The following is a 24630-nucleotide window of genomic DNA, read 5'->3' on the forward strand; positions in this document are numbered from 1 at the left end:
CTCAGGTGCCCAGGTGGCCCGTGTCGTTCCAGCGCTCGATCGCCGGGGCGCCGTAGGCCCAGCCGAGCGCCGACAGGCTCGTCGGGTCGAGCTTGATCCGGGCGGCGAAGGAGATGTCCTCGCCGAGCCAACGTGCGCACAGGACGCGCAGGATGTGGCCGTGCGCGAAGGCCAGGACGTCGCGGTCGGCCGAGCGTACGTACTCGACGATCCCGTCCGCACGGGCCGAGAGTTCCGCCATGGTCTCGCCCCGCGACCGCGCCCCGGGGGAACCCACGGGCACGCCGTCGCGCCAGATGAACCAGTCGGGGTCGATCGCGTGGATCTGGGCCTGCGTCATGCCCTCGTACGCCCCGTAGTCCCACTCCATCAAGGCGTCCCAGTCCTGCGCGCGGTCGGCGAATCCGGCGAGTTCGCAGGTCTCGCGGGCACGGGAGAGGGGGCTGGTGCGGATCTCGGCGTCCGGGAGTCCGTCCCAGGGGGACCTGTGCAGCCGCTCCCCCAGCAGTTTCGCTCCGCGGCGGCCCTCGTCCAGGAGGGGGATGTCCGTCCGGCCGGTGTGCCTGCCGAGCATGGACCATTCGGTCTGGCCGTGCCGGGCGAGGAATATTCGCGGTGCCATACGTCCATCATCGCCCAGATGGACGACGGGTGACGCGGCGTGGCCCGGCGGTGCGGGCCCGCACCGGACCGAGGGCCCGCGGCGAGGACGCTGGGGCGCGCGGGTCTGCGCTGGTCACCGTGGTGGTCGTGCCGGGTCCGGCGAGCCACCGCTCCTTCGGCGCGGTGACCGGGGTTGCGGTGACGGGATCGCTGTGGTGGGGCGGGGTGCCGGGGGTGGGGTCGCTGCTCGCCGTACCCGCGACGCGCCTCGCGGGCACGGCGAGGCCGGGCCGGGGCCCAAGGAAGCCCGATCGGTTCAGGGCGGGGCGCTTCGCGCAGGCCGACGTCGCGGTCGTACCCCGGCGAGGCCGGGCCGGTGCCTGGCCGGGCAGGTGCCTGGCCGGGCAGGTCCCGTCGCGACCACGAGCAGGATCGTCGAGGTGTTCGACTTCTTCTGCCGACGGCGGTCCGGACGGTCGTCGTAACCGCCGTAACCGCCGTCGTCCGGGCGTCCGATCGGTTCAGGGCGGGGCGGTCGCACAGGTCACGTCCCGGTCGTACCGGTCGTACCTGCCGGGCCGGGCCCGATCAGGTCAGGGTCGTCGGCGCGGGCTCGTTTGCGGGGGCCGGTGCACCGGCTTTGCCCGCCCCGTTCCCGCCCCGCTGTTCCCGCCCTGCCGTTCCCGCCGGGGCCGGCCGGCTTAGGCGTCGGATGGGCCCGGATCGGTGACTCGTGCCCGGTTGTCACTGGCGGATGCGAGACTTCCGCGGGTGAGCACATCCCTGGACAGCGGACCTCCTCCCCAGGCGCCGGTGACAGCGCTCCGGCAGCGACTGGCCGAGCTGCGCGGGCCGGCCACCGCGCCGCATCCGCTCGACGCCCGGGCGCTGGCGGCCCTCGCCGCCAATCCCGGCTGCAAGCGGCGCGCGCTCCTGGACGGCGCCGGGGTGGACAAGGCCGCCCTCGCCCGGTCGCTGGGCGCGCCCGCGCCGTTCGGCCAGTCCCAGTTCGCCTTCATGCGGGGCAACGCGTTCGAGGCACGGGTCAAGGCCGACGGCGGTACGGAACTGCTGAGGCTGCTCGGCGTCGCCGATCCCTACGCGGCGCGGGTCCCCGATCTGACGGCGGCCGGTCCCGAGGGGCGCGCCGCGCGCACCTCGCTGGCCCTGCGGGAGGCCACGGGCGTCGCGGAGTGGACTCTGCTGGACCATCCGATGCTGGCGCTGGAGGTGGCCGGCTCACCGGCGTATCTGGAGCCCGACGCCGTCGTGGTGCATCCCGACGGCCGGTGGACGGTCGTTGAGATCAAGTCCTTCCCGATGATCGACGACTCGGCGGACGCGTCGAAGGTCGGCGCGGCCGCGCGCCAGGCCGCGGTGTACGTGCTGGCGCTGGAGCGGGTGGCGGCGCTCACGGAGGGCGCGTCGGTGGACCACTCGGTGCTGCTCGTCTGCCCGAAGGACTTCTCCAATCTGCCGGCCGCGTCGGTGGTCGACGTACGCAAGCAGTTGTCCGTGACCCGGCGGCAGCTGGCCCGGCTGACCCGGGTCGAGGACATCGCGTCGGCGCTCCCGGACGACGTCAGCTTCGATGTGGAGAGCTGCTCACCCGGCGAACTGACGTCGGCGGTCGACTCCGTCCCCTCCGCCTACGCCCCGGAGTGTCTGTCCGCCTGCGAGCTCGCCTTCCACTGCCGCGAGCGCGCACGTGACGCCGGCGCGGTGGAGGCGCTCGGCCGTTCGGTACGGGGCGAACTGGGCGGACTGACAGGAGTCGCCGAGGTCCTCTCGGCAGCCCGCGGCGCATCGGGCGACCCGGCGGACCCGACGGTCGAGGCGCTGCGCAGGGCCGCGGCACTGCGCGCGGAGGCGCTCGGCGCGGCGGTTGCGGACAGGGGGCCGGCGTGAGCACCGGGTCCGGGCTCGGGTCCGCGTACGGCTGCGGATCCGGGCACAGGTCTACGTACGGCTGTGGATCGCGGGCCGGGGCGGGCCGCCACCTTCGGCCGGCGGGCGGCTCCCCGGAGACCGGGCCGGGGAGGAAGACGTGTCGCTGATCAGTACGCTCGCCCGGCTGGAGGCCGTGGAGCGCGGGCGGGCGCAGCCGCTCGCCACCGTGCGGCACCGCCATCTGTCGGCGCGGCCGCTGGTGTTCGTGCCGCTCACGACGGCCGGTGAGGCGGGTGCCCCGCTCGGCGCGCTCGTCGGGACGGAGCGGGAGGCTCCGCGGCTGCTGACCGTGGCGCAGCCGCGCGACCGTGATCTGCGGTTCGCGTTTCTCGCCGAGCTGGCGGAGGCCGTGCTTCCGTATCTGGACGGGTACGCGGACGACGTCGAGCCCGCCGAGCGCAACGAGACGGATCCGGAGACCGGGAAACGCGTCAAGGTCGAGGTCGAGCTGTGCGCGGACGCCCCGCAGCTGATCGTGCCGTCCCGACCCGGCGTCGAATTCGTACGGCTGCTCGGGCGGTCGATGCGCTTCCGGCGGACGGCCGAGCAGGATCCTGACACGCCCTATCCGGCGCCACCTCGCGTGCCGCTGCTCGGACGCTGGCTGACGCACTACGGCGAGCGGGCCCGGGTGCCCGGCTCCGCGCTGCTGCCGGCGATGACGGATCTACTCGGCCGGCACTGGGCGACCGGACAGTCCCATCTGGAGGACCAGCACCTGGGCGCGTTGCTCGCCTGGATCGACCCTCCCGAGGGCACATCGGGCGCCGAGGCGGCGCTGCGCGCGGAGGTGGGCCGGGACCGCGAGGGCCAACTGGTGTGCCCGCCGGCCGGCCCCGCGACGGATCCGGCGTTCGACAACAGGCTGCTGTCGCCCGCGATGGAGCGGCACGACCGCGCCCGCCAGGCCCTCGCCGCCGCCGAGGACGGCGCCGCCGCCGACGAGCAACTGGCGCGGCTGAGCGCGGCCGAGCGGGAGATCCGCACGCTGCTGGCGGGAGTGCTGCGCCCCACCTGGGACGCGGTGTGGCAGGGCCTGGACCTGCTGCGGGAGCTGCCCGAGGGCCCACGCGCCGCCGACCGCTGGACCCGTGACCGCTGGTCGTTCACCGGTCACCGCGACCGGGTCCGGGCGGGCGAGCCGCCGCAGCCCCGCCGCGACGACGCGGTGACCGCCGCGCAGAAGCTCGCGGCCCGCGAGACGGCTCAGGCGCAACTGGAGGCGCAGGAGGCGCTCGACGACCCCCTGGTGCTCGCCGGACGGCGGCTCGCGGGCGAGGCGTTCGTCGGCGAGGTCACCGACGTGACCATGGCCTGGTCGGAGTCAAAACGGCCCTCGCCACGGCCGCTGCTGACCGTGCGTACGAACGACCGCCCGCACCTCGGCGCGGGCGTGAAGGCGTACCGCTCGCTGGAGGGCAAGCCGCAGTCGGCCGAGTTCGTGCGGTACGAGGAGGACGGCGCGGTCGTCCTGCGACTGCTCGACCGCATGGGCCGGTCCAGGGACCCGGCCGAGGGCTCGGTGCCGGAAACCGGCGTGTCCCTCGCCTGGACCCTCTTCGAGCACGAACAGCGCGGCGGGCCGAAACTGCCCGAGCCCGAGGACACGCCGTGGACGCACGGTGGTCCGCCGCGCGGCGACGCCGCCGAGAGCCCCGACACCGTGACCCCGGAGGAACTGCTGTGACGGGCACCGTGACCCCGCTGTTCGACCCCGGCGCGGAGGCCGGGCGGGCCACCGCGCGGATCCTCGACGACACCCTCCACGGGGACGCGCGGGGTGTGGTCGTGGACTCACCGCCGGGCGCCGGCAAGTCGACGCTCGTGGTGCGGGCCGCACTGGAACTGGCCGCGGCCGGGCGGCCGTTGATGGTCGTCGCGCAGACCAACGCGCAGGTCGACGATCTGGTGCTGCGGCTCGCCGAGAAGGAGCCGGAGCTGCCGGTCGGCCGGCTGCACAGCAACGACCCCGATCCGTACGACAAGGCGCTCGACGAGCTGCCGAGCGTACGGAAGTCGGCGAAGGTCGGCGATCTCGCCGGCCTGGACGTGGTGATCTCGACCGCCGCGAAATGGGCGCACGTCAAGGGCGTCGAGCCATGGCGGCACGCGATCGTGGACGAGGCGTACCAGATGCGGTCGGACGCGCTGCTCGCCGTCGCCGGGCTCTTCGAGCGGGCGCTGTTCGTCGGCGACCCCGGCCAGCTCGACCCGTTCTCGGTGGTCGGGGCCGAGCAGTGGGCGGGGCTGTCGTACGACCCGTCGGCGAGCGCGGTCTCCACGCTGCTCGCGCACAACCCGGAACTGCCGCAGCACCGGCTGCCGGTGTCCTGGCGGCTGCCTGCCTCGGCCGCGCCGCTGGTCTCCGGCGCGTTCTACCCGTACACGCCGTTCCGCAGCGGCACGGCAGGAGGCGACCGGCGGCTCGCCTTCGGGGTTCCGTCGGACGGTTCGGCTCCCGACCGGGTCCTGGACGAGGCGGCCGAGTCGGGCTGGGGCCTGCTGGAGCTGCCCGCCCGGCACACGCCGCGCACGGACCCGGAGGCGGTCAGGGCCGTGGCCCTGGTGGTGCGCAGGCTGCTGGACCGGGGCGGGGCCTCGGTCTCGGAGCGCTCCCCGGACCCGGCGCCGCTGGCCCCGGACCGGATCGCCGTCGGCACGGCCCACCGCGATCAGGCGGCGGCGGTGCGGGCGGCGCTCGCGGAGCTGGGGGTCGCGGGGGTCACCGTGGACACGGCGAACCGGCTCCAGGGCCGTGAGTACGACGTCACAGTCGTCCTCCATCCGCTCTCGGGCCGCCCGGACGCGACGGCGTTCCATCTGGAGACGGGCCGTCTGTGCGTGCTGGCGTCCCGCCACCGGCACGCCTGCATCGTGGTGTGCCGGGCGGGTGTCGCGGAGCTGCTCGACGAGCATCCGTCCACGGAGCCGGTGCAGCTGGGGGTCACGGTGAAGTTCCCGGACGGCTGGGAGGCCAACCACGCGGTGCTCTCGCACCTGGCCGAGCACCGGGTGGTGTGGACGCCGTAGCGAAGGGCGCGGCGAAGGCCCGGCCGCTCCTCATGGACCCCCTTGTGCGGGGCGGGACAATGGGGTGGTCGGGAAGTACGAGGATGGAGACACGCATGGCGGAGTCGTCGGGGCGGAGCGAGCGGCGGGTACGGCCTTCTCCGCTGCTCTTCGAGCCCACGGAGGTCGCCTCCGATCCGGAGCACTTCTTCGATCTGGAGTCGATCGAGGACCCCCGGGACCTGCTGTCCCGCGCGACGGAACTGACGCTGGCCTTCCAGGCGGCGACCGACCGCGCCCTGGAGTTCCAGGCCGTCGCGGCCGCTCAGCTCGCCGATCCGCGCCGTTTCGACCGCCTGACGGCGGCGGAGATCGCGCGGCGGGCGGAGTGGAGCGAGGACTACGCGAAGCGCATGATCGACTTCGGCCGGGACCTTCTTCGCGGTCCGGATCCGGATCCGCAGACGACGCGCCGGCGGCCGTGACCCGGCGGTAGCGGCCCGGTTCGGGGACAGCCGCCCGCCGCGCACCGGCAACCCCGCCGTGCACCGGGCAACATCGACTCGGCATATGCCGGGGGGCAAGATACCCCTCCCGGGCCCCCCTGTCCCGCGTTTCGGCAACTCGTGGAAACCGCGCGGTGACTCCCCGTACATGTAGATGCCATGAGCACTTGGCCGAGAGACGAGACGCCCCTCAGCCCCGCCGCCGACGAGGAGCGCAGGCGGGACATCTTCGCCTTCCTCCGGGACGGAGGGCAGCACCACGTCGCCCAGATCACCGCGCAGGGCGCGGACTGGCTCGCGTCCGCCAGTGCGTGCCCGCGGTCCACGCTCACGCTGTGGGAGTCGCGGCCGGGTGCGCCGGTCGTCGTGTCGTGCGGCGGGGGCGTCTTCGACGTCGTGAACGTGCCCGCGATCTTCGGGCGCCGGATGCTCGACCGGCTGTGGTCGGAGGGTCCCGGCTCCGGCCCGGTCGCCTTCCACCGCGGGCGGATGCTGCTGTTCGCCGCCCCGGGCACCGCTCAGCGGCTACCGAGCCTCCTCGGCTGGGAGGAGTGGGGCAGTGCCGTGCCGCCGCTCCTCTGCCACGGCAGCGGCGACGCGATCACCGTCCCGCCACTCTCCCCGCCGCCCGCCGCCAACGGCACGGGACCGCGCTGGGTGGTCGCTCCCGACACCCGGCACCCCTGGCTCCCGGGGCCCGAGGTTCTGCTCTGGGCCTGCGTCCGGGCGGCCCGGGCGACCTCCGCCGCGAGGGTCCGTATATCGATTTTTCCTCCCGCCGATCAGGATGCTAAGGTCTACGACGTCAGCAGGCGCCGCTAGCTCAGTTGGTTAGAGCAGCTGACTCTTAATCAGCGGGTCCGGGGTTCGAGTCCCTGGCGGCGCACAGACGGAAGAAGCCCCTCGCGGAAGCGAGGGGCTTCTTCGTTGACCGCGGGCTTCCTCGTTGACCGCGGACGACGAACGCGGGCTCTTCGGCGGACGCGGGCTCTTCGGCGGACCCGGCTCACCGCACCATCGCGAGCTTCACCGTCCACGCCCCCGTCCGTGTGCGGTCCTTCACCTCCACCCGCAACCGCGCCTCCGGCACCGTGAACGTCTCCCCCACCCCCAGCGGTGCGTCCGCCAGCTGCGGGTAGACCGACCGGTCCCAGCACGCGCCGCTCTCCGGATGGGTGTCGATCACCTCGACGGGCCCTGCCCCGGACGCCGCCTCGTTGCGTACGCGGTAGATCAGCACCCCCTCCTTGCAGGTCCCCAGGTCGTTGCCCGCCGCTCCCCGTGCCTCGATCGCCAGCGCGCTGTTCTCGCCCGTCCTGACGACGGCGAGCCGCGTTCCCACGGAGCCACCGGGGGCGGGCGGCGCCCCGAGCGGCTCCAGGGTGACCAACCGGTCGGCCGCCCCCCTCACACAGCGCACCTGCCGCCGGTCCAGCCAGCCCAGCTTCCACTTGTGCCAGCCGAAGAACTCGGGGGCGAGCCCGAACTGGCTGCCCATCACATCCCAGTCCCCGACGTGGGTGTCCCAGTCGCCCTTGCCGTCCACCGGCCGGTTGTAGAGGTCCGGCAGGTCGAACACGTGCCCTGTCTCATGGGCCAGCACATGGCGGTCCGGGGGATGCCGCTCGAAGACGGTGACGGCCCGCTTGAGATCGACCCCGTCGGCGCTCGTGGGCTCCTCGAAGTTGACCACCTTCGTCGCGTCGGAGTCGACGCCCGGCGCGTCCGGATCGGCGACCAGATAGACGACGTCGTAGCGCGAGAAGTCGACCACCGGGTCCGCGGCGGCGACCGCGTCCCGCAGATAGGCGGTGCGCCGCTCGGGCTCCCAGTCCCGCCTTATCCGGTAGTCCGTCGACGCCTTGGGCATCCGGATCCACCGGGCGACGGGGTGCGGCCGCAGGGTGAACTTCCCGTACGACGCCTGACGAAAGAAGTCACTGGTCGCGGGGAAGTGGTCCGCGGTCAGTTGCCGCGGTGTGGTCAGCGGGGTGGCGTCCGGGAAGGAGAGGAAGACCAGGACCGCGTCGAGGGCCCGGTTCGGACGCGGATACGAGGAGTTCCAGGTGTCCAGGCCCAGCGAATGGTGGGCAGCGGTGCGGGGCAGCGCGCAGGGACCCTCGGGGGTGTCGGCGAAGGCGGGGCCCGCCACGAGGGAGGTGGCGACGAGGGCCACCAGGGACGTGAACGCGGCCGCCGCGGCACGCAGGGTCGGCCGTTCCACCCCCCCGGGTGTTCCCTCGTGCGGCTGCTGACCCTCCACGTGCGACCTCCGGCTGCGGAATGCAGGACACCGCACCCAGCTTGTGTGCTTTTCAGAGGATTCGCACTGTTCCGCTGCCCCGGTCGGGTGAGGCTCGAGGCGACACCCCGACGACGCACGGAAAGTCACAACCGGTCACGAGAGCTCTGGCCAGGGTCTAAGCCGTGCAGAAACGATCGGTCCGGACCATCCGGCGCTCCCGGTCGCCACCGAGAAGCTGGAACGGTCGCCCGGCCAGCCTCTATGATCGGCACACTTTCCCGACTTCCCGGCCCCGGCCAGACCTGAACGACACGACTGCACTGCGGGAGCGAGCGGTGAGCGGAAACACGAAAGGACGGGGTCCCGCGGCCGTCGCGGCTCCCGGGAGCACCCACCCTCCGGTCACGGAGCGTGATGCTTCCACCGCGCCTTCCCCTGTACCTTCCACCGCGCCGTCCAGCGCATCGGTCACGGCGCCGGACGCCGCGCGGGACCTCGCCGCGAGCGTTGCGCGTGACCTCGCCACGGCCATGGCGCGGGACCTGGCGCCGACCGGCCCGACCGCCCCGACGGCCGTCGCCCCCGAGTCCGCCGACCGGCCCGCTCCCGCCTCCCAACTCGCCGATTATCGCGCCGCGTTCAACGCCGCCCAGCTCGCCATGGCCCTCGTCGACCACGAGGGCCTCGTCGTCACCGCGAACGACGCACTCGCCGCGCTCCTCGGCACCGAACCCGACGCCCTGTGCCGGCAGCCCGCCGCCGGTCTCGTCGACCTCGCCACCGACGGCCGTACGTGGCAGGCGTACCGCGAGGTGCTGGGCGGACGGCGCTCCCGTTTCCGCTGCACCCGCCGCCTCAAACACGCCGACGGGCATCCGGTCTGGGCCGAGGTCACCGTCGTCCCCGCACCGGACGGCCGGCGCGTGCTGCTCTCCGTCGCGGACATCAGCGACCGGCGCGAACTCCAGGCGCGTCTGCGCCATCTCCAGATGCACGATCCGGTGACCCGGCTGCCCAACCGCACGCTGTTCTTCGAGCGGCTCAGCGCGGCGCTCGACTCCTCGTCGTACGAGCACGGCGGCACGGGCCGCATCGGACTGTGCTACCTCGACCTCGACGGCTTCAAGGCCGTCAACGACACGCTCGGCCACCGCGTCGGCGACCGGCTGCTCACGGCGGTGGCGGGCCGGCTCACCGAGTGCGCGGAGGGCGACGGCCAGACGCGCGGGGGCAGCCATCTCGTGGCACGGCTCGGCGGCGACGAGTTCGCGATCCTGGTCGAGGACTCCACCGGTACGGAACAGCTCGCCGATCTGGCCCGTTCCGTACTGGCCGCGCTTCAGCACCCGTTCGACCTCTCCGGGCAGCGGCTGTCGGTCTCGGCCTCCATCGGTGTCGTCGAGCGCGCGGCCGACGGCACGAGCGCGACCGGGCTGATGCAGGACGCGGACACGACGCTGTACTGGGCGAAGGCGGACGGCAAGGCTCGCTGGACCCTCTTCGACCCGGAGCGCAACGCCCACCGGATGACCCGTCAGGCACTGTCGTCGACCCTGCGGCCGGCCGTCGAGCGGGGGGAGTTCTCGCTGGAGTACCAGCCGCTGGTGTGCATGGCGGACGGGGCGGTGCGGGGTGTGGAGGCCCTGGTCCGCTGGATCCATCCGCAGTTCGGCACGCTGGCGCCGAATCGGTTCATCGGGATCGCGGAGGAGGACGGCTCGATCGTCCAGCTCGGGCGCTGGATCCTGCGCACGGCATGCCGGCAGGCCCGCCAGTGGCAGACCGACCACCCCGCGGACACACCGATCTTCGTCAGCGTCAATGTCGCGGTACGCCAGGTCTGGGACTCCGACCTGGTCGCCGACGTCGCCGGGATCCTGGCGGAGACGGGCCTCGCGCCGCATCTGCTGCAGCTCGAACTCACCGAGTCCGCGGTGATGGGCTCGGCCGGCCGGCCGCTCCAGGCACTCCAGGCGCTGAGCGACATGGGCGTCCGGATCGCGATCGACGACTTCGGGACGGGGTACTCCAACCTCGCCTATCTGAGCCGTCTTCCGGTGTCCGTACTGAAACTCGACGGATCGTTTGTTCGCGGCTTCCGCTACGACGACGGGACGCATCCGAACCCTGCGGACGAGACGATCGTCGAGGCGATGGTCCAGCTGGCGCACCGGCTCGGACTGACGGTCACCGCGGAGTGCGTGGAGACGGCGGGCCAGGCGGAACGGCTGCGGCGCATCGGTTGCGACACGGGGCAGGGGTGGTTGTACTCGCGCGCGGTGGCGCCCGACCGGATCGCGGGGATGATCGGCGTCAGCCCCCTGGCGGTCTGACCGCCAGGGGGACCGTGCACGTTACTGCTCCGGCAGTCCGTACGCGTCCGCGATCAGCTCGTACGAACGCACCCGCGCCTCGCCGCCGTGCGCGTTGGCCGTGATCATCAGTTCGTCGGCTCCCGTACGCTTCCGCAGGTCGTCCAGGCCCGTACGGACCTCGTCCGGCGTGCCGTGGACGACGTTGCCGAGCCAGCTGTCCACGAACTCCCGCTCCAGCGGGCTGAACCCGTAGGCCTCGGCCTCCTCCGGCGTCGGGACCAGACCCGGGCGTCCGGTGCGCAGCCGCAGCATCGACAGGGCGCCGGTCATGACCTGGCGGCGCGCCTCGCGGGCGTCGTCGGAGGCGAGGGCGGCGACGCCGATCAGGGCGTAGGGCTCGGCCAGCACGGCCGAGGGGCGGAAGGTGTCCCGGTAGAGGTCGAGCGCCGGGACGGTGTTCTGCGCCGAGAAGTGGTGGGCGAACGCGAACGGCAGGCCGAGCGTTCCGGCCAGCCGGGCGCTGAAGCCGGAGGAGCCGAGCAGCCAGATCGGCGGCCGGGCCGGGGACTGGACCCCGCCCGGAGCGGTGGCCTGAACGGGACCCGGGACCGCGTGGATTCGGGCGTACGGGTGGCCGTCGGGGAAGTCGTCGTCCAGGAAGCGGGTCAGCTCGACGAGCTGCTGCGGGAAGTCGTCGGCGCCTTCGTTCAGCCGCTCGGTGCGGCGGAGCGCGGCGGCGGTGGCACCGTCCGTGCCGGGTGCGCGGCCGAGTCCGAGGTCGATGCGGCCCGGTGCGAGGGCCTCCAGGGTGCCGAACTGCTCGGCGATCACCAGGGGCGCGTGGTTCGGCAGCATGACACCGCCGGAGCCGAGGCGGATGCGCTCGGTGTGGGCGGCGAGATGGGCGAGGATCACGGCCGGGGAGGACGAGGCGACCCCGGGCATCGAGTGGTGCTCCGCCACCCAGTGACGGTGGTAGCCGCGCCGCTCGGCGAGGCGGGCGATGTCCACGCTGGTGCGCAGCGCCTGCCCGGCGGTGCGGCCGCTGCCGACGGTGACCAGGTCCAGCACCGACAGGGGTACGGGGGCGGTTCCGCGCGCCGTCCCCCGGATCTCGTCGCCGGTCTCCGGTGCGTCCGGTACGTCCGGTGCGTCCACGGGTGGGCCTCCTGCCTTGTCGTGCGTGTCCTTATCCCCGAAACTAACAGGAGGCCCTCTCCGGTTATTCCGTACGGGGGTACGCGCCCGGCGCCAGAGCGCGATCGGCGGGCGATAGCATCGGCCGCGATGCAGCCATCGATCCAGCACCTCGTACGGGAATTCCACGTGGCGTGCGGCCTGGACGCCCCGGCACGGCCGGCGCCGGTTTCTCCCGAACTCGCGGCCCACCGCCAGGAACTGCTCCACGAGGAGGTGCAGGAACTGGCCGAGGCCGCCGAGAGCGGCCCTCTGGAACACATCGCGCACGAACTCGCCGACGTGGTCTACATCGCCTACGGCACCGCCGTGGTCCACGGCATCGATCTGGACGCGGTGATCCGTGAGATCCACCGGGCCAACATGTCCAAGCTGGGGCCGGACGGACGCCCGGCGCGGCGAAGCGACGGCAAAATCCTCAAGGGCGACGCCTACCAGCCGCCGGACGTCGCCGCCGTGCTCCGCGCACAGGGGTGGGCACCCGGCGGTCACGAGTGAGGCCCACCGGACCCGGAACCCGGCGTCCGGGCCCGTGACCTCGCCGGCTCCCGATGAGCCGTCGCGACCGGGACCGCCCACCGCGGTCCGAAGACGTCCCGCGCGGGCAGCCCTGCTCGCCGTCCGGCCAGTCGTCGGGACGCGCCGCCCTGCTCGCCGTCGGCGCGGGCCGCCCTACTCGCCTTCCGGCCAGTCGCCGGGACGCGCGAACAGCCTGCCCAGGCCGTCCGCCCACGCCTTGCGCTCCGCCAGGCGCAGCCCTTCCCACACCGTCACCTGGTTCGCCGTGAGGACCGGCTTGCCCAGCGCCTCCTCCAGTTCCGCCAGATGCGCCGCCGTGTGCAGCGCGGTGTCCGGCAGGAGCACCGCCTCCGCCCGCGGGTCGTCGCCCGCGCGGGCGAGCTCAAGCACCTGGTCGCGCTCCCATGTGCCGACCTCGGCGGCCGTGACGATCCCGCTCGCCCTCGCCGCGGTCACCTCGATCCCGGCGGCACCGAGGAACTCCGCGAAGGACTCGGTCACGTCCTGCGGATACGTCGCCGCCACCGCGACCCGGCCCGCGCCCAGCGCCTGCGCCGCGTGGACGAACGCGAACGACGTGCTCGACGCCGGCAGCCCGGCCGTCTGCGCCAGCTCCCGGATCTGCTGCTGCGCGCCGTCAAAGCCGCGGATGAAGCTTCCGCTCGTACAGGCCCACACCAGCGATTCCGATCCGGCCATCCGCAGCTCCTCGACCCCGGCCGCCAGCCGGTCCGCCGCGCCCATCTCGATCAGCGCGTCCTCGCGGTGCGCGTCCTCGCCGATGTCGGTGTGGAAGAGCGGCAGCCGGATGTCGCTGTCGAGCAGGACGGCGATCCTCGGGTAGTCGTCCTCGGCGGAGTGCCCCGGATAGAGGAGTCCGACAGTCGTCATGTCCATCCTTCCTGTTCCTCGGACTGGGTGACCGGGGGCGCGACCGGCGGCGCGGAGGCGGCCGGTGGCGCCGGCGGGGCCGGGGGCGGCGGCTCCTCGTGCGGCCCGGCGGTGTCCATGAGGAGAGCCTGGTACGGGCCGACCGCGTAGACGCCGATCCGGCGGAGCGCGGCCCACATCGTGACCTGGTTGGCGGAGAGCACCGGCATCCGCAGTTCCGCCTCCAGCTGGGGTATCGCGTCGTACGTCGGAAGATTCGTGCAGCTGATGAAGAGCGCGTCCGCCGCGCCCACCACGGCCTGGCGGGCCATGTCCACCACCGACCGGTACGGCACCTTCCAGATGTACCGGGTCAGTCCCAGGAAGGCGCGGCCCGTGACCGCTACCCCGGCCTCACCGAGATAGTCCTCCAGCGCCCGGGTCACCGAATCCGTGTACGGGGTGACCACGGCGATACGGCGGGCGCCCAGCTCTTCGAGGGCTTCGAGCAGCGCGCCGGAGGTGGTCAGCGAGGCGACCTCGCCCGCGGACGTCATCGCCTCGCACATGGCCCGCTCGCCCGCCACTCCGCCGACGAAGCTGCCGCTGGTGCAGGCGTACGCGATGACCTCCGGCTCGGACGCGGACAGCGCCCGCACCGCCTCACCGAGCGTCTCGTGCTCGCTGACGATCCGGGCGAGGTCGAGGGAGACCTCGACGGGCACGTACGGCGTACGGGTGAGACGCAGCGAGACGTCATCGGGCACCCATCGCCACAGCTCACGGTCCAGCGCGAAGTCGAACGGGGCGACCACACCGATCCCGCGCTGCGGGGCGGGTCCGCCCAGGAACGAGACTTCGAGGGACACATCCATCACAGGCCCCCTTTTGACGTCTTGTTGACGACGGTAGGTTGGGGTGCGAGCGTGGGTCAATCCGTACATGTCAGACGTTCAGAAACGGTTTCCCCGCGATGTCCGTCCCGATTCTTCTCGTACTGGAAGCGGACCCTCCGCCACGGCTCGGACGGCTCACCGGCCGCGCCGAGATCCGGTACGCCGACGACCGCTCGCTCGCCGCGGAACTCCCGCACGCCGACGCTCTGCTGGTGTGGGACTTCACCTCCGACGCGGTACGCCACGCCTGGCCCGGAGGCGGCCCGAGACCGCGCTGGGTGCACACCCCGAGCGCGGGCGTCGACCGGCTGATCTGCCCCGAGTTCACCGCCTCCGACACGGTCCTGACCAATGCCCGGGGGATCTTCGAGCAGCCCATCGCCGAGTACGTGGCCGCCCTCGTGCTGGCGATGGCCAAGGACGTGCCCGGCACCCTGGAGCTCCAGCGGCAGCGCCGATGGCGCCACCGGGAGTCCCTGCCGGTGGCGGGCAGCCGGGCCGTCGTCGTCGGCGCGGGCCCGATCGGCCAGGCGATCGCGCGCACCTTGCGGGCGCTGGACGTGGAGGTGGCCCTCACCGGGCGCACGGCCCGGACCGGGGTGCACGGCGCCGAGGACCTGGACCGGCTGCTGACCCTCGCCGACTGGGTCGTGTGCGCGGCGCCGCTGACGGAGGCGACCCGGGGCATGTTCGGTGCCCGGCGATTCGCGCTGATGCGGCCCTCGGCCCGGTTCGTCAACGTGGGGCGGGGCGCGCTGGTGGTCGAGGACGAGCTGGTCACGGCGCTCACCGAGCGGCAGATCGCGGGCGCGGCCCTGGACGTCTTCGAGGAGGAGCCGCTCGGGCCCGACGACCGGCTGTGGGACGTTCCGGGGCTGGTCGTCTCGCCGCACATGAGCGGTGACACGGTGGGCTGGCGGGACCGGCTGGGTGAGCAGTTCGTCGGACTCTTCGAGCTGTGGTCGGCCGGAAAGCCGCTGCCGAACGTGGTCGACAAGAAACGTGGGTACGTCCCCTCCCATGACTCCTGAGCCGAACGACCTGAGTGCCCTGACCGCACGTCATCTCATCGCCGGCTACGAGCGGGGCGACTTCTCCCCGGTGGAGGCGGCCCGCGCGGTCCTCGAGCGGGCCGATGAGGCGCAGCGCCTCACCAACGCGTTCGTCCGGATCGACGGCGAGCAGGCGCTGGCGCAGGCGGAGGCGGCCACCGAGCGCCGCCGCAGAAGGGAGCCCCTGGGTCCGCTCGACGGCGTGCCCGTGACGGTCAAGGACATCCTGCTGCAGGCGGGCGCGCCGACGCTGCGCGGTTCCAGGACCGTGCGTCCCGCCGCCTCGGCCTGGGACGAGGACGCCCCGGCCGTGGCCCGGCTGCGGGAGCAGGGCGCGGTGTTCATCGGCAAGACGACGACACCGGAGTTCGGCTGGAAGGGCGTCACGGACTCCCCGCTGACCGGGGTCACCCGCAACCCGTACGACCCGTCGCGCACGGCCGGTGGATCCAGCGGCGGGAGCGCGGCCGCTGTCGCGCTGGGCGCGGCGCCGCTGTCGATCGGGACGGACGGGGGTGGATCGGTCCGTATCCCGGCATCGTTCTGCGGGATCTTCGGGCTGAAGCCGACGTACGGCCGGATCCCGCTGTTCCCGTCGAGCCCCTTCGGCACGCTGGCCCACGCCGGGCCGATGACGCGGGACGCCGCGGACGCGGCGCTGCTGCTGGATGTGATCAGCGGGCCCGACTGGCGCGACTGGTCCCAGCTGTCGCCCGCGCCGAGGACCGCGGAGGGCCTGGCCGAGGGCGTGAAGGGCCTGCGGATCGCGTACTCCCCGTCGCTAGGCGGCCAGGTCGCGGTACGGCCCGCGGTCGCTTCCGCGGTGCGCGCGGCGGTGGGCCGGCTCGCGGAGCTGGGCGCGTACATCGAGGAGGCCGACCCGGACATCGCGGACCCGGTGGAGGCCTTCCACACGCTGTGGTTCAGCGGGGCGGCCCGGCTGGTGCAGCACTTCGGTGCGGAGCAGCGGGAGCTGCTCGACCCGGGGCTGCGGGAGATCTGCGAGGCGGGTGCGCGGGCGTCGGCTCTGGACTACCTCGCGGCCGTGGACGTCCGGATGGACCTGGGGCGGCGGATGGGCCGGTTCCATACGGCGTACGACCTGCTGGTCACGCCGACGCTGCCGATCACCGCGTTCGAGGCGGGTGCGGAGGTGCCCCGCGAATCCGGACACCGGCGCTGGACGGGGTGGACCCCGTTCACGTACCCGTTCAACCTCACCCAGCAGCCGGCCGCGACGGTGCCGTGCGGGGTGGACGAGGACGGCCTTCCCATCGGCGTCCAGCTCGTCGCACCCCGGCACGGCGACGCCCTGGTCCTGCGGGCGGCGCACGCGTTGTACGAGTCAGGGTCGGCGGCGCTCCCGTCACCGGTGGCCTCGTAGCGGGAGGGCTCGAACTCCCCACGCTCCTGACGGGCGTGGGGAGTTCGAGGCGCGGGGCGGCGGAAGGGAGGTCTCACGCCCGCCGGAACGTCAGCGTCTCCCCCAGCGCCCCCGCCCGCCAGAGGTCCTGGCACGCGTCGGCCATCCGGTCCAGCCCTTCGACCACCTGACCCCACACGATCCCCGGCACCCAGCCCGTGTCGCCGTTGAGCAGCAGGTTGTTGCGTTCGTAGAAGAGAGCGAGGTCGACGGTCACCGGCCGGGAGAGGTCGCGGTCGTAGCCGTACGCCGCGGTCCCCAGCTCCGTACCACTGAAGGTGAAGTAGCAGAGGTCCCCCGGGATCGGCGTCACCGTGGGGTTCTCCAGCGGTGGCTCCCGGTCCGCGAAGGCGGGGAACAGGGCATAGATCTCGTTGCGGGCGTACTTCGCGTGGTACACGTCGCCGCCGAGCGGCAGCGCGTCCCACACCGCCCGGCAGGTCACGGGCGCCCGGTCGTCGAGGAGCCGCGCGGTGCAGTGCACTCCGCGCTTTGCGAGCGAAACGTCAATGAAGCGATCAGCCATTGTGTACGCATACCCCGACTGAGGCCGGGTAGCCGCGCGCCCATGGCTCCACACGCGGCTCCACACACCAGACAGGCGATACGGCGGCGCACCCTGCTGCTCGGTACCGCGGGCGCACTCGGTGCGGCCGGCGCGGCCGGCGCGACGGGCTGCGCCAGGGTCCCCTCGGGCGACGCCCTCGCCCGGCTGAGATCCCAGGGCACGGTGCGGCTCGGGATCGCGGGCGAGGTGCCGTACGGCTACATCGACGAACAGGGCGAGTTCACCGGAGAGGCCCCGGAACTCGCCAAGGCCGTCTTCCAGCGACTCGGTGTCGGAAACGTCCAGCCGGTCGCCACCGACTTCGCCTCCCTCATACCCGGCCTCAATTCGCAGCAGTTCGATGTCGTTTCGGCCGGGATGTACATCAACAAGGAACGCTGCGCGCAGGTCCTGTTCTCGGACCCGGAATACCAGATGCTGGACTCTTTCATCGTGCGCAAAGGCAATCCGAAGAATCTGCGCAGTTACGAGGACGTCGTCCGGACGAAGGCGAAATTCGCGACGGGCACCGGATACGCGGAGATCGACTACGCGGTCGCGGCCGGGTACCCGGAGAAGGACATCGTCATCCTGCAGGACCAGGTGGCCGGGCTGAACGCCGTCGAGTCCGGGCGCGTCGACGTCTTCGCCGGTACCGCGCTCACCACCCGTGAGGTGGTCCGCAAGAGCAGCAAGGCCGAGGCCACCGAGCCGTTCGCCGCGGTCGTCGACGGCAAGAAGAAGATCGACGGGGGCGGGTTCGCCTTCCGGCCGACCGACACCGAGCTGCGGGACGCCTTCAACACCGAGATCCACAAGATGAAGAAGAGCGGCGAACTCTTCCGCATCCTGCGCCGGTTCGGCTTCACCGAGGCCGAGATGACGGAGCTCACGGCGAAGGAGCTGTGCCGATGACCGCCGGACTCTGGCAGAACTGGGTGCTCCCGGGGATCTGGATCACCGTCCAGCTCACCGTCTACAGCGCCGCACTGGCCGCCGCCGTCGCGTTCGGTGTCGGCATGGCCAGAACTCATCGCTCGCGCTTCGTGCGCTTCCTCGCGGGCTTCTACACCGAGGTGTTCCGCGGAACCTCGGCGCTGGTGCTGATGTTCTGGCTGTTCTTCGTCCTCCCGCCGCTGCTGGGCTGGCAGTTGGTGCCGATGTGGGCGGCGGTGCTCGCACTGGGCCTGTCGTACGGGGCGTACGGCGCCGAGATCGTGCGCGGTGCGCTGAACGCGGTGGCGCCGGCGCAGCGCGAGGCCGGTGTCGCGCTCAGCCTCTCGCCCTGGCAGCGGATGCGGCTGATCCTGCTGCCGCAGGCGATCCCCGAGATGATCCCGTCCTTCTGCAATCTGCTGGTGGAGCTGCTCAAGGGCACGGCGCTGGTCTCGCTGCTGGGCGTCGGCGACGTGTCGTTCGCGGCGTACCTGGTGCGCCTGGCGACCCAGGAGAGCGCGCAGATCTACACGGTCACGCTGGTGATCTACTTCGCGCTCGCCTTCCTGATCACCCGCTCCATGAAGGCGCTCGAGCGCAGGGCGAAGGCCAATGTGGGCATCGATCCGGAGCCACGCCCCCGGATCCCCCGCCAGAAGAACAAGCGGGCCGGCGTCTCCGGCGCACTCGCGGAAGGTGATCTCCGATGACCTGGGACTGGTCCGCCGTCGCGGACTTCATGCCGCGTTTCTGGGAAGGCGTGCTGGTCACGCTGCAGATCCTGGTGCTGGGCTCGCTGCTGTCGTTCACCCTCGGCCTGGTCTGGGCGCTCGCGATGCGCTCCGGCCCGCGCTTCGTGCGCTGGCCGGTGGGGCTCTTCACCGAGTTCGTCCGGAACACCCCGCTGCTGGTGCAGCTGTTCTTCCTGTTCTTCGTGCTGCCGGAGTGGGGCGTGCAGTTCTCCGCACTCACCACCGGCACGATCGCGATCGGGCTGCACTACTCGACGTACACCGCACAGGTCTACCGGGCGGGCATCGACGCCGTACCGGCCGGACAGTGGGAGGCCGCGACGGCGCTGAGCCTGCCGGTCCACCGCACCTGGGTCGCGGTGATCCTGCCGCAGGCGGTCCGCCGGATCGCACCCGCGCTGGGCAACTACGTCATCGCGATGCTGAAGGACACTCCGCTGCTCGCCGGGATCAGTGTGCTGGAGATGCTCCAGCAGTCCCGGCTGGAGAGCGCGGCGACCTTCCAGTACACGGAGCCGCTGACCGTCGTCGGCATCGCCTTCATCCTCATCGCCTACCCGGCTTCTCTGCTCGTACGAACCCTGGAGCGCCGCCTTGCCCGCTGACACGAATCCCGCCAAGCAGAACGACGAGCTCATCCGGTTCACGAACGTCACCAAGCGTTTCGGGGACAACACCGTCCTGGACGACCTGTGCTTCTCGGTCCGTCCGGGCAAGCACGTCACACTGATCGGGCCCTCCGGCTCCGGCAAGACGACGATCCTTCGGCTGCTGATGACGCTGGAGCGGCCCGACTCGGGCACGATCGACGTCAACGGCGGCCGGCTGTTCCCCGCCGACGAGAAGGAACGCAGAGAGGTCCGCAAGAAGATCGGCATGGTCTTCCAGCAGTTCAACCTCTTCCCCAACATGACCGTGCTGCGGAACATCACCGAGGCCCCGGTGCGGGTGCTCGGCCTGCCGAAGGACGAGGCCGAGGAGCGCGCCCGCGAGCTGCTGGATCTGGTCGGTCTCGCCGACCGCGCGGACGCGCGGCCCTCGCAGCTGTCCGGCGGTCAGCAGCAGCGGGTGGCGATCGCCCGGGCGCTCGCGATGCGACCGCAGGTGCTGCTGCTCGACGAGGTCACGTCAGCGCTCGACCCGGAGCTGGTGGCCGGGGTGCTGGACGTGCTCAGGGACATCGCCCGGACCACCGACATCACGATGCTCTGCGTGACGCACGAGATGAACTTCGCCCGGGACATCTCCGACGAGGTCCTGATGTTCGACGCCGGGAAGGTGATCGAGTCCGGCTCCCCGGAGAAAATGTTCTCCGATCCCGCGCACGAACGTACTCGTGAGTTTCTCGGTGCGGTGCTCTGACCTCTCACTCCATGCATTATTCGTGACTCTGGCATATGCCATTGTCGTGCGCCCCAGGATATGCCCCTGGGGCGCCTCATATTTCTCGCCAACAGCCGCCCACTAAACGGTTCTTGGCCGCTATCGTGGTACGGAAGCTTGCGGTCACAACCTGGTAGGGGGAAACCGTGGCGCTGAAGCCCGAGCCGACCGCGCCGTTCCACTCGGTGCAATACGCTCTGCGCGTTCTGGAGACGATCTCCAGGCACGGTGGCGGAGTGACCGATGCCCAGATCGCGCGCGAGACCGGACTGCCCACCGGCCACCTGTCGTCCATGCTGCTGATGCTGCGCCGCGAAGGCTATGTGGAGCAGGTCGCGGACGGGGCGTACGTGATCGGCGACTCCCTCGTCCTGCTGGGCTCCGGAGCCACCCGGCGGGAGGCCCTGGAGCGCAAGCTCCAGGAGACCCTGACCGAGCTGCGCGACTCGGTCGGCGCCGCGGTCTACATCAGCCGTTACATCGACGGCGAGGTCAAAATCATGCAGTTCGCCGACGGCCCGCGCACGCCCAAGGTCAACGAGTGGGTCGACTTCCGCTCGGCGGCGCACGCCAGCGCGGTCGGCAAGTGCCTGCTGACCCAGCTGGACCAGAACGGCCGCCGCGATCACCTCTCCCGCCACCGGATCGCCCGGCTCACCTCCCGGACGATCACGAACGAGAAGGTCCTCTTCTCGAAGCTGGACTCCCAGCCGCCCACGGTCCCCGTCCTGGACCTCCAGGAGTACGCGGTGGGCACGGTCTGCGCGGCGGTGCCGCTGACGGCCGGTTCCGCCGTGGGCTGCCTGGCGCTCTCGCTCCCGATCGAGCATGCCCACCGGCTGCGCGCCGCGGCCGACACCCTGAACCGCAGAGCCGCTCCGGTGGTGCTGTCACTGGCGCTGTAGGCGCGCGGCGGCGCGGCCCGGTGCCGGGGCCGAGAGCGGTGGTCAGGAGCACCCCCGGGACCAGGTAGTATTACTTCTGTCGTCAGCCGCCGAGAGCGGCGAGAACGGCAGCCCGCGCCGCTAGCTCAGTTGGTTAGAGCAGCTGACTCTTAATCAGCGGGTCCGGGGTTCGAGTCCCTGGCGGCGCACAACCTTGGCGGAGGCCCTCGCAGTTGCGAGGGCCTCTGGTCGTCGTGCTGCGAGGCGCCGGCCCGGCGTTGCCGCCGCTGCGCTCAGCCGCAGCAGCCGTCGCGGCGCATCTGCTCGGCGACCGCGTGCCAGTGCGACGACGACGCCTCGGGCCGGGAAACGGCCCGCCGGCCGGGTCGCCGGTACGGCTTCTCCAGCGTCTCCCGGTCATGGATCCGGCCGCCGACCATGACCTTCGTCACCTTCGCAAGATCGTCGATCCGGGTCAGCGGATCGCCCGTGACGATCGTCAGATCCGCGATCTTGCCGGGCTCGACCGTGCCCAGATCCCGCTCTGCGCCGAAGACCCGGGCCGCGTTCGCCGTCGCTGTCAGCAGCGCCTCGGCGGGTGTGAAGCCGTATCGGACGAGCGCACGCAGCCCCAGGTGGAGGTGGATGCCCACCGGGGTGATGGGGGTGTCCGTGCCCAGCGCCAGCAGACCGCCGGAGGCGAGTACGGCACGGCAGGTGTCGACCTCCCGGCGCAGGGCGAGCCGCTCGATCGCGGTCGGCGGCAGCTCGGCGCGGGCGCTGATCGCCTGGGCGTCCCAGGGCGGCATCATCGCGGTGACCCGGGTGTCGTCGACCAGGTCCGGGGTCTCGGCGAGCAGGGTGATCGCGGTGAACGGGGTCTCCAGGAGATGGAAACCGCCGGTCGCGTACGTGGCCACGGTGTCCTGGTGGGTGTGGCCCTCGGCGGTCGCGCCGTGCCCGTACTCGGCGCGTTCGGTGGCGATCAGATGCGAGGTCAGATCCTGACCGGTCTGGATGCCCTGGGCGCACAGATGCGAGCCCGAGCGTACGCCGAGCCGGTCATGGCCGAAAGCGGCGGCTTCCTCCATCATCGGGAAGGGGGCGCGGACGTACGTCTTCACGAAGTCCCAGTCGAGGGCCGACCCTCGGGCCAGCGAGCGACGGAGTCCGGCGCGGGTGCGGTGGGCGCGGCCCATGCTGTAGGCGACGCGGGAGCCGTCGAGGAGTTCGCCGGTGGTGAGCAGCCGTGGACCCACGAGCCGGCCCGCGACGATGTCCTCGCGGAGGCGGGCCTGTTCGTAGGAGAAGCCGGCCAGCGCGACGGTGGTGGTGACGCCGTAGGCGAGTTCGAGTGCACTCTGGCGTGCGCCGTAGGTGTACTGCCAGGGGTGGGTGTGGGTGTCCCACAGGCCCGGCAGGACCGTGTGCGCACGGGCGTCCACGGTGCGGGCGGCCCGGCGGGCGGGGCGGTGCGGCTCGACGGCGGCGATCCTGCCGTCCCGGACGAGGATGTCGACGCCGTCCCTGGCCCGGGCTCCCGTGCCGTCCCAGAGGCGGCCCGCCCGGACCACGGTGTCGACGGGTGCGGGGCGGCGGTAGGTCAGCTCCACGGGGACGGTGCGTACGTGCCCGGGCGTGCCGTCGTCCAGGGTCAGCAGCCGCAGGCGGGCGTTCGACAGATACAGCAGCGTGCGGGAGTCGGCGGCCCAGGTGGGATGGTCGGCGGGTTCGTCCGTGAGGCGGCGCGGCTCCCCCGCCGGGCTGCCGTCGGGCCGTACGGGCAGCAGCCACAGGGCCGACTCGCTCACGCACGCCATCCACCGCCCGTCCGGGGACCAGGCGGGCCCGGAGGCGTAGCGGTCGGAGAGCGAGACGTGCGGCGCGAGGGCGTGCAGCCTGGAGGCGCCGTCGGTGGTGTCGACGACCCGGACGAGGTTGTAGCCCTCGCGGAAGCGGAGGTTGAGACGGTTGCGGTCCGCGTAGGCGAGGTACCGGCCGTCCGGGGACCAGCTCGGCGGGCCCGGCAGCCCGCCGCCGCCGAGAGGGGCGGCGAGGGCCGTGTCCTGGCCGGTCGCGAGGTCGCGTACGACGAGACGTCCCGCGAGATCGAGGCTCACGAGGCGGGTGCCGTCCGGGGACAGCGCGGGGTGGGCGCGTCCGCCGGCGGCCAGCAGGGTGTCGGCGCCGCCGTCCAGTTCGTGTCTGCGCACCGAGTTGAGCCCGCCGTCGCGGTCGTCGACGTACAGCAGTGCCGTGCCGTCGGGGGTCCAGGCGGGACTCTGGAGGTAGGTGTCCGGCGCGGCCGACCGCACCTTACGGGGCCGGCCACCGCCCGAAGTGGGCACGGTCCACAGAGAGTTGAGCGACACGAACGCGACCGTACGCCCGTCCGGCGAGAGCGCCGGGAGGTGGATGCCCCGCACGGGACGCGGACGGTCCGGCTCGAAGTCGTACGACTTGACGCGATAGTGAGGCCGCCTGAGCGGGAGCTCACCGGCGAACTCGACCGTCTCGACGGCGCCTTCGCGGTGCGGGCGGATGATGCGGAACCGGCCGGCGACGGTGAGGAGCAGCCGTTCCTCGTCGACCCAGCGCGGTGGCACGGGAGCGATCTCGTCGTCGACGGCGACCGGTTCGCCGTCGACGACGAGGACGACCTGTTCGTAGCGCACGGTGGACGGGACGGTGCGCAGCCATGCCCTCCGCCCGCCCTGGGACAGCGCGGGGGTCAGCAGATTGCCCGGTCCGGTCTCGGTGTGCCAGGCGGTCACCGGGCCGTTCCCGCCGGCCGGTACGGAGGCGAGGGTGCGGGAGCGCAGCGTCGTGCCGTCGAGCGCGGCGCGTACGAAGACGACGCCGGTGCCGTCCGGGGACCAGACGGGGTCGAGGTCCTCCCACGGGCCGGTCTGTACGGGGCCCTCCTGGCCGGGGAGTCCGGTGAGCCGGGTCAGCGCGCCGGTGCGGGTGTCGACCGTCCAGATGCGGTACGGGCTTCCGTCGACCGGGTCGCCGCCGCGCTCGGAGGAGAACACGATCCGGCGGGAGTCCGGGGACCAGGCCGGTGCCCGGTCGTCCCACGGCCCGTCGGTGAGCTGCCGCAGTCCCGACCCGTCGGCGCCCATCACCCAGATGTGGAACTGGCCGCCCTTGAAGCAGGTCATGGCGACACGGCGCCCGTCCGGCGAGGCGACGGGGCGGCCGGGCTCCAGATCGGGCGGGGTGAGGGCGGTGGCGGACGAGCCGTCGCGCGGGATCCGCCACAGGACGTTCTGCACCTCGGCGACGAGCGGGGCGGCGGGTCCGGAACCGGTGGGGGTCGCGGCGCCGTTGGTGGCGGCGGTGAGGCGGAGACGGGTGGTCCCTGCCCCGGCGTGTGGGACCGCGGTGGCGGGGAGTGCTGCCGCGGGGAGCGCTGCGGCGGGGAGCGCTGCCGCGGGGAGCGCTGCGGCGGGGACCGTGGTCACCGCCACGGCGGTCCCGGCGGCGGACTGCAGGAACTGTCGGCGCGGCATCGACGGCACGGGCATCCCCCTGGTTCGT

At 72.5% G+C, this 24630-nt stretch carries 21 protein-coding genes and 2 tRNA genes; 16 read left to right on the top strand and 7 right to left on the bottom strand.

The genetic code is table 11. The annotated features are described in order from the left end of the window. Position 1 precedes the first annotated feature (1 nt). A complete protein-coding gene (locus ACIQMR_RS22120) occupies positions 2 to 622 on the bottom strand; it encodes a histidine phosphatase family protein (RefSeq protein ID WP_401389823.1) in 621 nt (206 codons plus the stop codon). Between the two features lie 752 nt (positions 623 to 1374). On the opposite strand from ACIQMR_RS22120, the gene ACIQMR_RS22125 reads away from it, so the two are divergent. The 6 genes from ACIQMR_RS22125 (at position 1375) to ACIQMR_RS22150 (ending at position 6954) form a co-directional block, all read left to right on the top strand. After that, positions 1375 to 2511, top strand: a complete 1137-nt coding sequence (locus ACIQMR_RS22125; protein ID WP_401389826.1) for a hypothetical protein — start codon at positions 1375 to 1377, stop codon at positions 2509 to 2511. Positions 2512 to 2650: 139 nt separating this feature from the next. Beyond that, a complete protein-coding gene (locus ACIQMR_RS22130; RefSeq protein ID WP_401389829.1) occupies positions 2651 to 4240 on the top strand; it encodes a hypothetical protein in 1590 nt (529 codons plus the stop codon). Between the two features lie 8 nt (positions 4241 to 4248). Continuing rightward, on the top strand, positions 4249 to 5583 hold the full coding sequence (locus ACIQMR_RS22135) for an AAA family ATPase (RefSeq protein ID WP_401390304.1): 1335 nt from the start codon (positions 4249 to 4251) through the stop codon (positions 5581 to 5583). A gap of 95 nt (positions 5584 to 5678) precedes the next feature. Further along, complete coding sequence (locus ACIQMR_RS22140; RefSeq protein WP_401389832.1) at positions 5679 to 6047, top strand: hypothetical protein; 369 nt, start codon at positions 5679 to 5681, stop codon at positions 6045 to 6047. A gap of 180 nt (positions 6048 to 6227) precedes the next feature. After that, positions 6228 to 6890, top strand: coding sequence for a bifunctional DNA primase/polymerase (locus tag ACIQMR_RS22145; protein ID WP_401389835.1), 663 nt, complete (start codon positions 6228 to 6230; stop codon positions 6888 to 6890). Further along, positions 6881 to 6954, top strand: a tRNA-Lys gene (locus ACIQMR_RS22150). The genes ACIQMR_RS22145 and ACIQMR_RS22150 overlap by 10 nt, the downstream gene beginning before the upstream one ends. A 120-nt stretch (positions 6955 to 7074) precedes the next feature. Here ACIQMR_RS22150 and ACIQMR_RS22155 read toward each other — a convergent pair. Then, positions 7075 to 8292, bottom strand: a complete 1218-nt coding sequence (locus ACIQMR_RS22155) for a M6 family metalloprotease domain-containing protein (RefSeq protein ID WP_401389838.1) — start codon at positions 8290 to 8292, stop codon at positions 7075 to 7077. A gap of 680 nt (positions 8293 to 8972) precedes the next feature. Here ACIQMR_RS22155 and ACIQMR_RS22160 point away from each other — a divergent pair. Then, complete coding sequence (locus ACIQMR_RS22160) at positions 8973 to 10646, top strand: putative bifunctional diguanylate cyclase/phosphodiesterase (RefSeq protein ID WP_401390307.1); 1674 nt, start codon at positions 8973 to 8975, stop codon at positions 10644 to 10646. Between the two features lie 21 nt (positions 10647 to 10667). Here the strand turns inward: ACIQMR_RS22160 and ACIQMR_RS22165 are convergent, their stop codons facing one another. Next, complete coding sequence (locus tag ACIQMR_RS22165; protein WP_401389841.1) at positions 10668 to 11786, bottom strand: LLM class flavin-dependent oxidoreductase; 1119 nt, start codon at positions 11784 to 11786, stop codon at positions 10668 to 10670. A gap of 129 nt (positions 11787 to 11915) precedes the next feature. On the opposite strand from ACIQMR_RS22165, the gene ACIQMR_RS22170 reads away from it, so the two are divergent. Further along, positions 11916 to 12323, top strand: a complete 408-nt coding sequence (locus ACIQMR_RS22170) for a MazG nucleotide pyrophosphohydrolase domain-containing protein (protein ID WP_401389844.1) — start codon at positions 11916 to 11918, stop codon at positions 12321 to 12323. A 174-nt stretch (positions 12324 to 12497) separates the two neighbouring features. Here the strand turns inward: ACIQMR_RS22170 and ACIQMR_RS22175 are convergent, their stop codons facing one another. After that, positions 12498 to 13235 (bottom strand): decarboxylase, encoded by a 738-nt coding sequence (locus ACIQMR_RS22175; RefSeq protein WP_401389847.1) that lies wholly within the window; start codon positions 13233 to 13235, stop codon positions 12498 to 12500. Continuing rightward, entirely contained in the window at positions 13232 to 14089 is an 858-nt protein-coding gene (locus ACIQMR_RS22180) for a decarboxylase (RefSeq protein WP_266373928.1), read from the bottom strand. The genes ACIQMR_RS22175 and ACIQMR_RS22180 overlap by 4 nt, the downstream gene beginning before the upstream one ends. A gap of 98 nt (positions 14090 to 14187) precedes the next feature. Between ACIQMR_RS22180 and ACIQMR_RS22185 the strand changes: the two genes are divergently transcribed. Together ACIQMR_RS22185 and ACIQMR_RS22190 are read left to right on the top strand one after the other, a co-directional pair. Next, positions 14188 to 15141 (top strand): D-2-hydroxyacid dehydrogenase, encoded by a 954-nt coding sequence (locus ACIQMR_RS22185; RefSeq protein ID WP_401389850.1) that lies wholly within the window; start codon positions 14188 to 14190, stop codon positions 15139 to 15141. After that, positions 15131 to 16546: an amidase gene (locus tag ACIQMR_RS22190; protein ID WP_401389853.1), complete on the top strand. Its 1416-nt coding sequence runs from the start codon at positions 15131 to 15133 to the stop codon at positions 16544 to 16546. The genes ACIQMR_RS22185 and ACIQMR_RS22190 overlap by 11 nt, the downstream gene beginning before the upstream one ends. A 73-nt stretch (positions 16547 to 16619) precedes the next feature. Here ACIQMR_RS22190 and ACIQMR_RS22195 read toward each other — a convergent pair whose 3' ends face one another. Continuing rightward, complete coding sequence (locus ACIQMR_RS22195) at positions 16620 to 17111, bottom strand: DUF3830 family protein (protein ID WP_328725342.1); 492 nt, start codon at positions 17109 to 17111, stop codon at positions 16620 to 16622. A gap of 42 nt (positions 17112 to 17153) precedes the next feature. On the opposite strand from ACIQMR_RS22195, the gene ehuB reads away from it, so the two are divergent. The 6 genes from ehuB to ACIQMR_RS22225 all read left to right on the top strand — a co-directional run bounded on the left by ehuB (position 17154) and on the right by ACIQMR_RS22225 (position 21296). Further along, complete coding sequence (gene ehuB, locus ACIQMR_RS22200; protein ID WP_401389858.1) at positions 17154 to 18047, top strand: ectoine/hydroxyectoine ABC transporter substrate-binding protein EhuB; 894 nt, start codon at positions 17154 to 17156, stop codon at positions 18045 to 18047. Further along, entirely contained in the window at positions 18044 to 18778 is a 735-nt protein-coding gene (ehuC, locus tag ACIQMR_RS22205; protein ID WP_401389861.1) for an ectoine/hydroxyectoine ABC transporter permease subunit EhuC, read from the top strand. Before ehuB ends, ehuC begins: the two co-directional genes overlap by 4 nt. Then, a complete protein-coding gene (gene ehuD / locus ACIQMR_RS22210) occupies positions 18775 to 19425 on the top strand; it encodes an ectoine/hydroxyectoine ABC transporter permease subunit EhuD (protein ID WP_401389864.1) in 651 nt (216 codons plus the stop codon). The genes ehuC and ehuD overlap by 4 nt, the downstream gene beginning before the upstream one ends. Beyond that, positions 19415 to 20182 carry an ectoine/hydroxyectoine ABC transporter ATP-binding protein EhuA gene (gene ehuA, locus ACIQMR_RS22215; protein ID WP_401389867.1) on the top strand — a complete coding sequence of 256 codons (768 nt, stop codon included), beginning with the start codon at positions 19415 to 19417 and terminating at the stop codon, positions 20180 to 20182. The genes ehuD and ehuA overlap by 11 nt, the downstream gene beginning before the upstream one ends. A 167-nt stretch (positions 20183 to 20349) precedes the next feature. Then, positions 20350 to 21108 carry an IclR family transcriptional regulator gene (locus ACIQMR_RS22220; protein WP_401389870.1) on the top strand — a complete coding sequence of 253 codons (759 nt, stop codon included), beginning with the start codon at positions 20350 to 20352 and terminating at the stop codon, positions 21106 to 21108. A gap of 114 nt (positions 21109 to 21222) precedes the next feature. Next, positions 21223 to 21296: transfer RNA gene (locus ACIQMR_RS22225), tRNA-Lys, on the top strand. A gap of 84 nt (positions 21297 to 21380) precedes the next feature. On the opposite strand, the gene ACIQMR_RS22230 is transcribed toward ACIQMR_RS22225, so the two are convergent. Further along, positions 21381 to 24602: an amidohydrolase family protein gene (locus ACIQMR_RS22230; protein WP_401389873.1), complete on the bottom strand. Its 3222-nt coding sequence runs from the start codon at positions 24600 to 24602 to the stop codon at positions 21381 to 21383. Between the last annotated feature and the right edge of the window lie 28 nt (positions 24603 to 24630).

It is taken from the genome of Streptomyces sp. NPDC091376 (assembly GCF_044757085.1).
Classification (GTDB): domain Bacteria; phylum Actinomycetota; class Actinomycetes; order Streptomycetales; family Streptomycetaceae; genus Streptomyces; species Streptomyces pratisoli.

Bases quoted from the DNA above. Each gene is read 5' to 3' on its own strand.
- ACIQMR_RS22195 (WP_328725342.1), bottom strand. From the start codon at position 17,111: ATGGCTGATCGCTTCATTGACGTTTCGCTCGCAAAGCGCGGAGTGCAC.
- ACIQMR_RS22180 (WP_266373928.1), bottom strand. From the start codon at position 14,089: ATGGATGTGTCCCTCGAAGTCTCGTTCCTGGGCGGACCCGCCCCGCAG.
- ACIQMR_RS22185 (WP_401389850.1), top strand. From the start codon at position 14,188: ATGTCCGTCCCGATTCTTCTCGTACTGGAAGCGGACCCTCCGCCACGG.
- ACIQMR_RS22120 (WP_401389823.1), bottom strand. From the start codon at position 622: ATGGCACCGCGAATATTCCTCGCCCGGCACGGCCAGACCGAATGGTCC.
- ACIQMR_RS22145 (WP_401389835.1), top strand. From the start codon at position 6,228: ATGAGCACTTGGCCGAGAGACGAGACGCCCCTCAGCCCCGCCGCCGAC.
- ACIQMR_RS22190 (WP_401389853.1), top strand. From the start codon at position 15,131: ATGACTCCTGAGCCGAACGACCTGAGTGCCCTGACCGCACGTCATCTC.
- ehuB (WP_401389858.1), top strand. From the start codon at position 17,154: ATGGCTCCACACGCGGCTCCACACACCAGACAGGCGATACGGCGGCGC.
- ACIQMR_RS22160 (WP_401390307.1), top strand. From the start codon at position 8,973: ATGGCCCTCGTCGACCACGAGGGCCTCGTCGTCACCGCGAACGACGCA.
- ehuC (WP_401389861.1), top strand. From the start codon at position 18,044: ATGACCGCCGGACTCTGGCAGAACTGGGTGCTCCCGGGGATCTGGATC.
- ehuD (WP_401389864.1), top strand. From the start codon at position 18,775: ATGACCTGGGACTGGTCCGCCGTCGCGGACTTCATGCCGCGTTTCTGG.
- ACIQMR_RS22230 (WP_401389873.1), bottom strand. From the start codon at position 24,602: ATGCCGCGCCGACAGTTCCTGCAGTCCGCCGCCGGGACCGCCGTGGCG.
- ACIQMR_RS22175 (WP_401389847.1), bottom strand. From the start codon at position 13,235: ATGACGACTGTCGGACTCCTCTATCCGGGGCACTCCGCCGAGGACGAC.
- ACIQMR_RS22170 (WP_401389844.1), top strand. From the start codon at position 11,916: ATGCAGCCATCGATCCAGCACCTCGTACGGGAATTCCACGTGGCGTGC.
- ACIQMR_RS22140 (WP_401389832.1), top strand. From the start codon at position 5,679: ATGGCGGAGTCGTCGGGGCGGAGCGAGCGGCGGGTACGGCCTTCTCCG.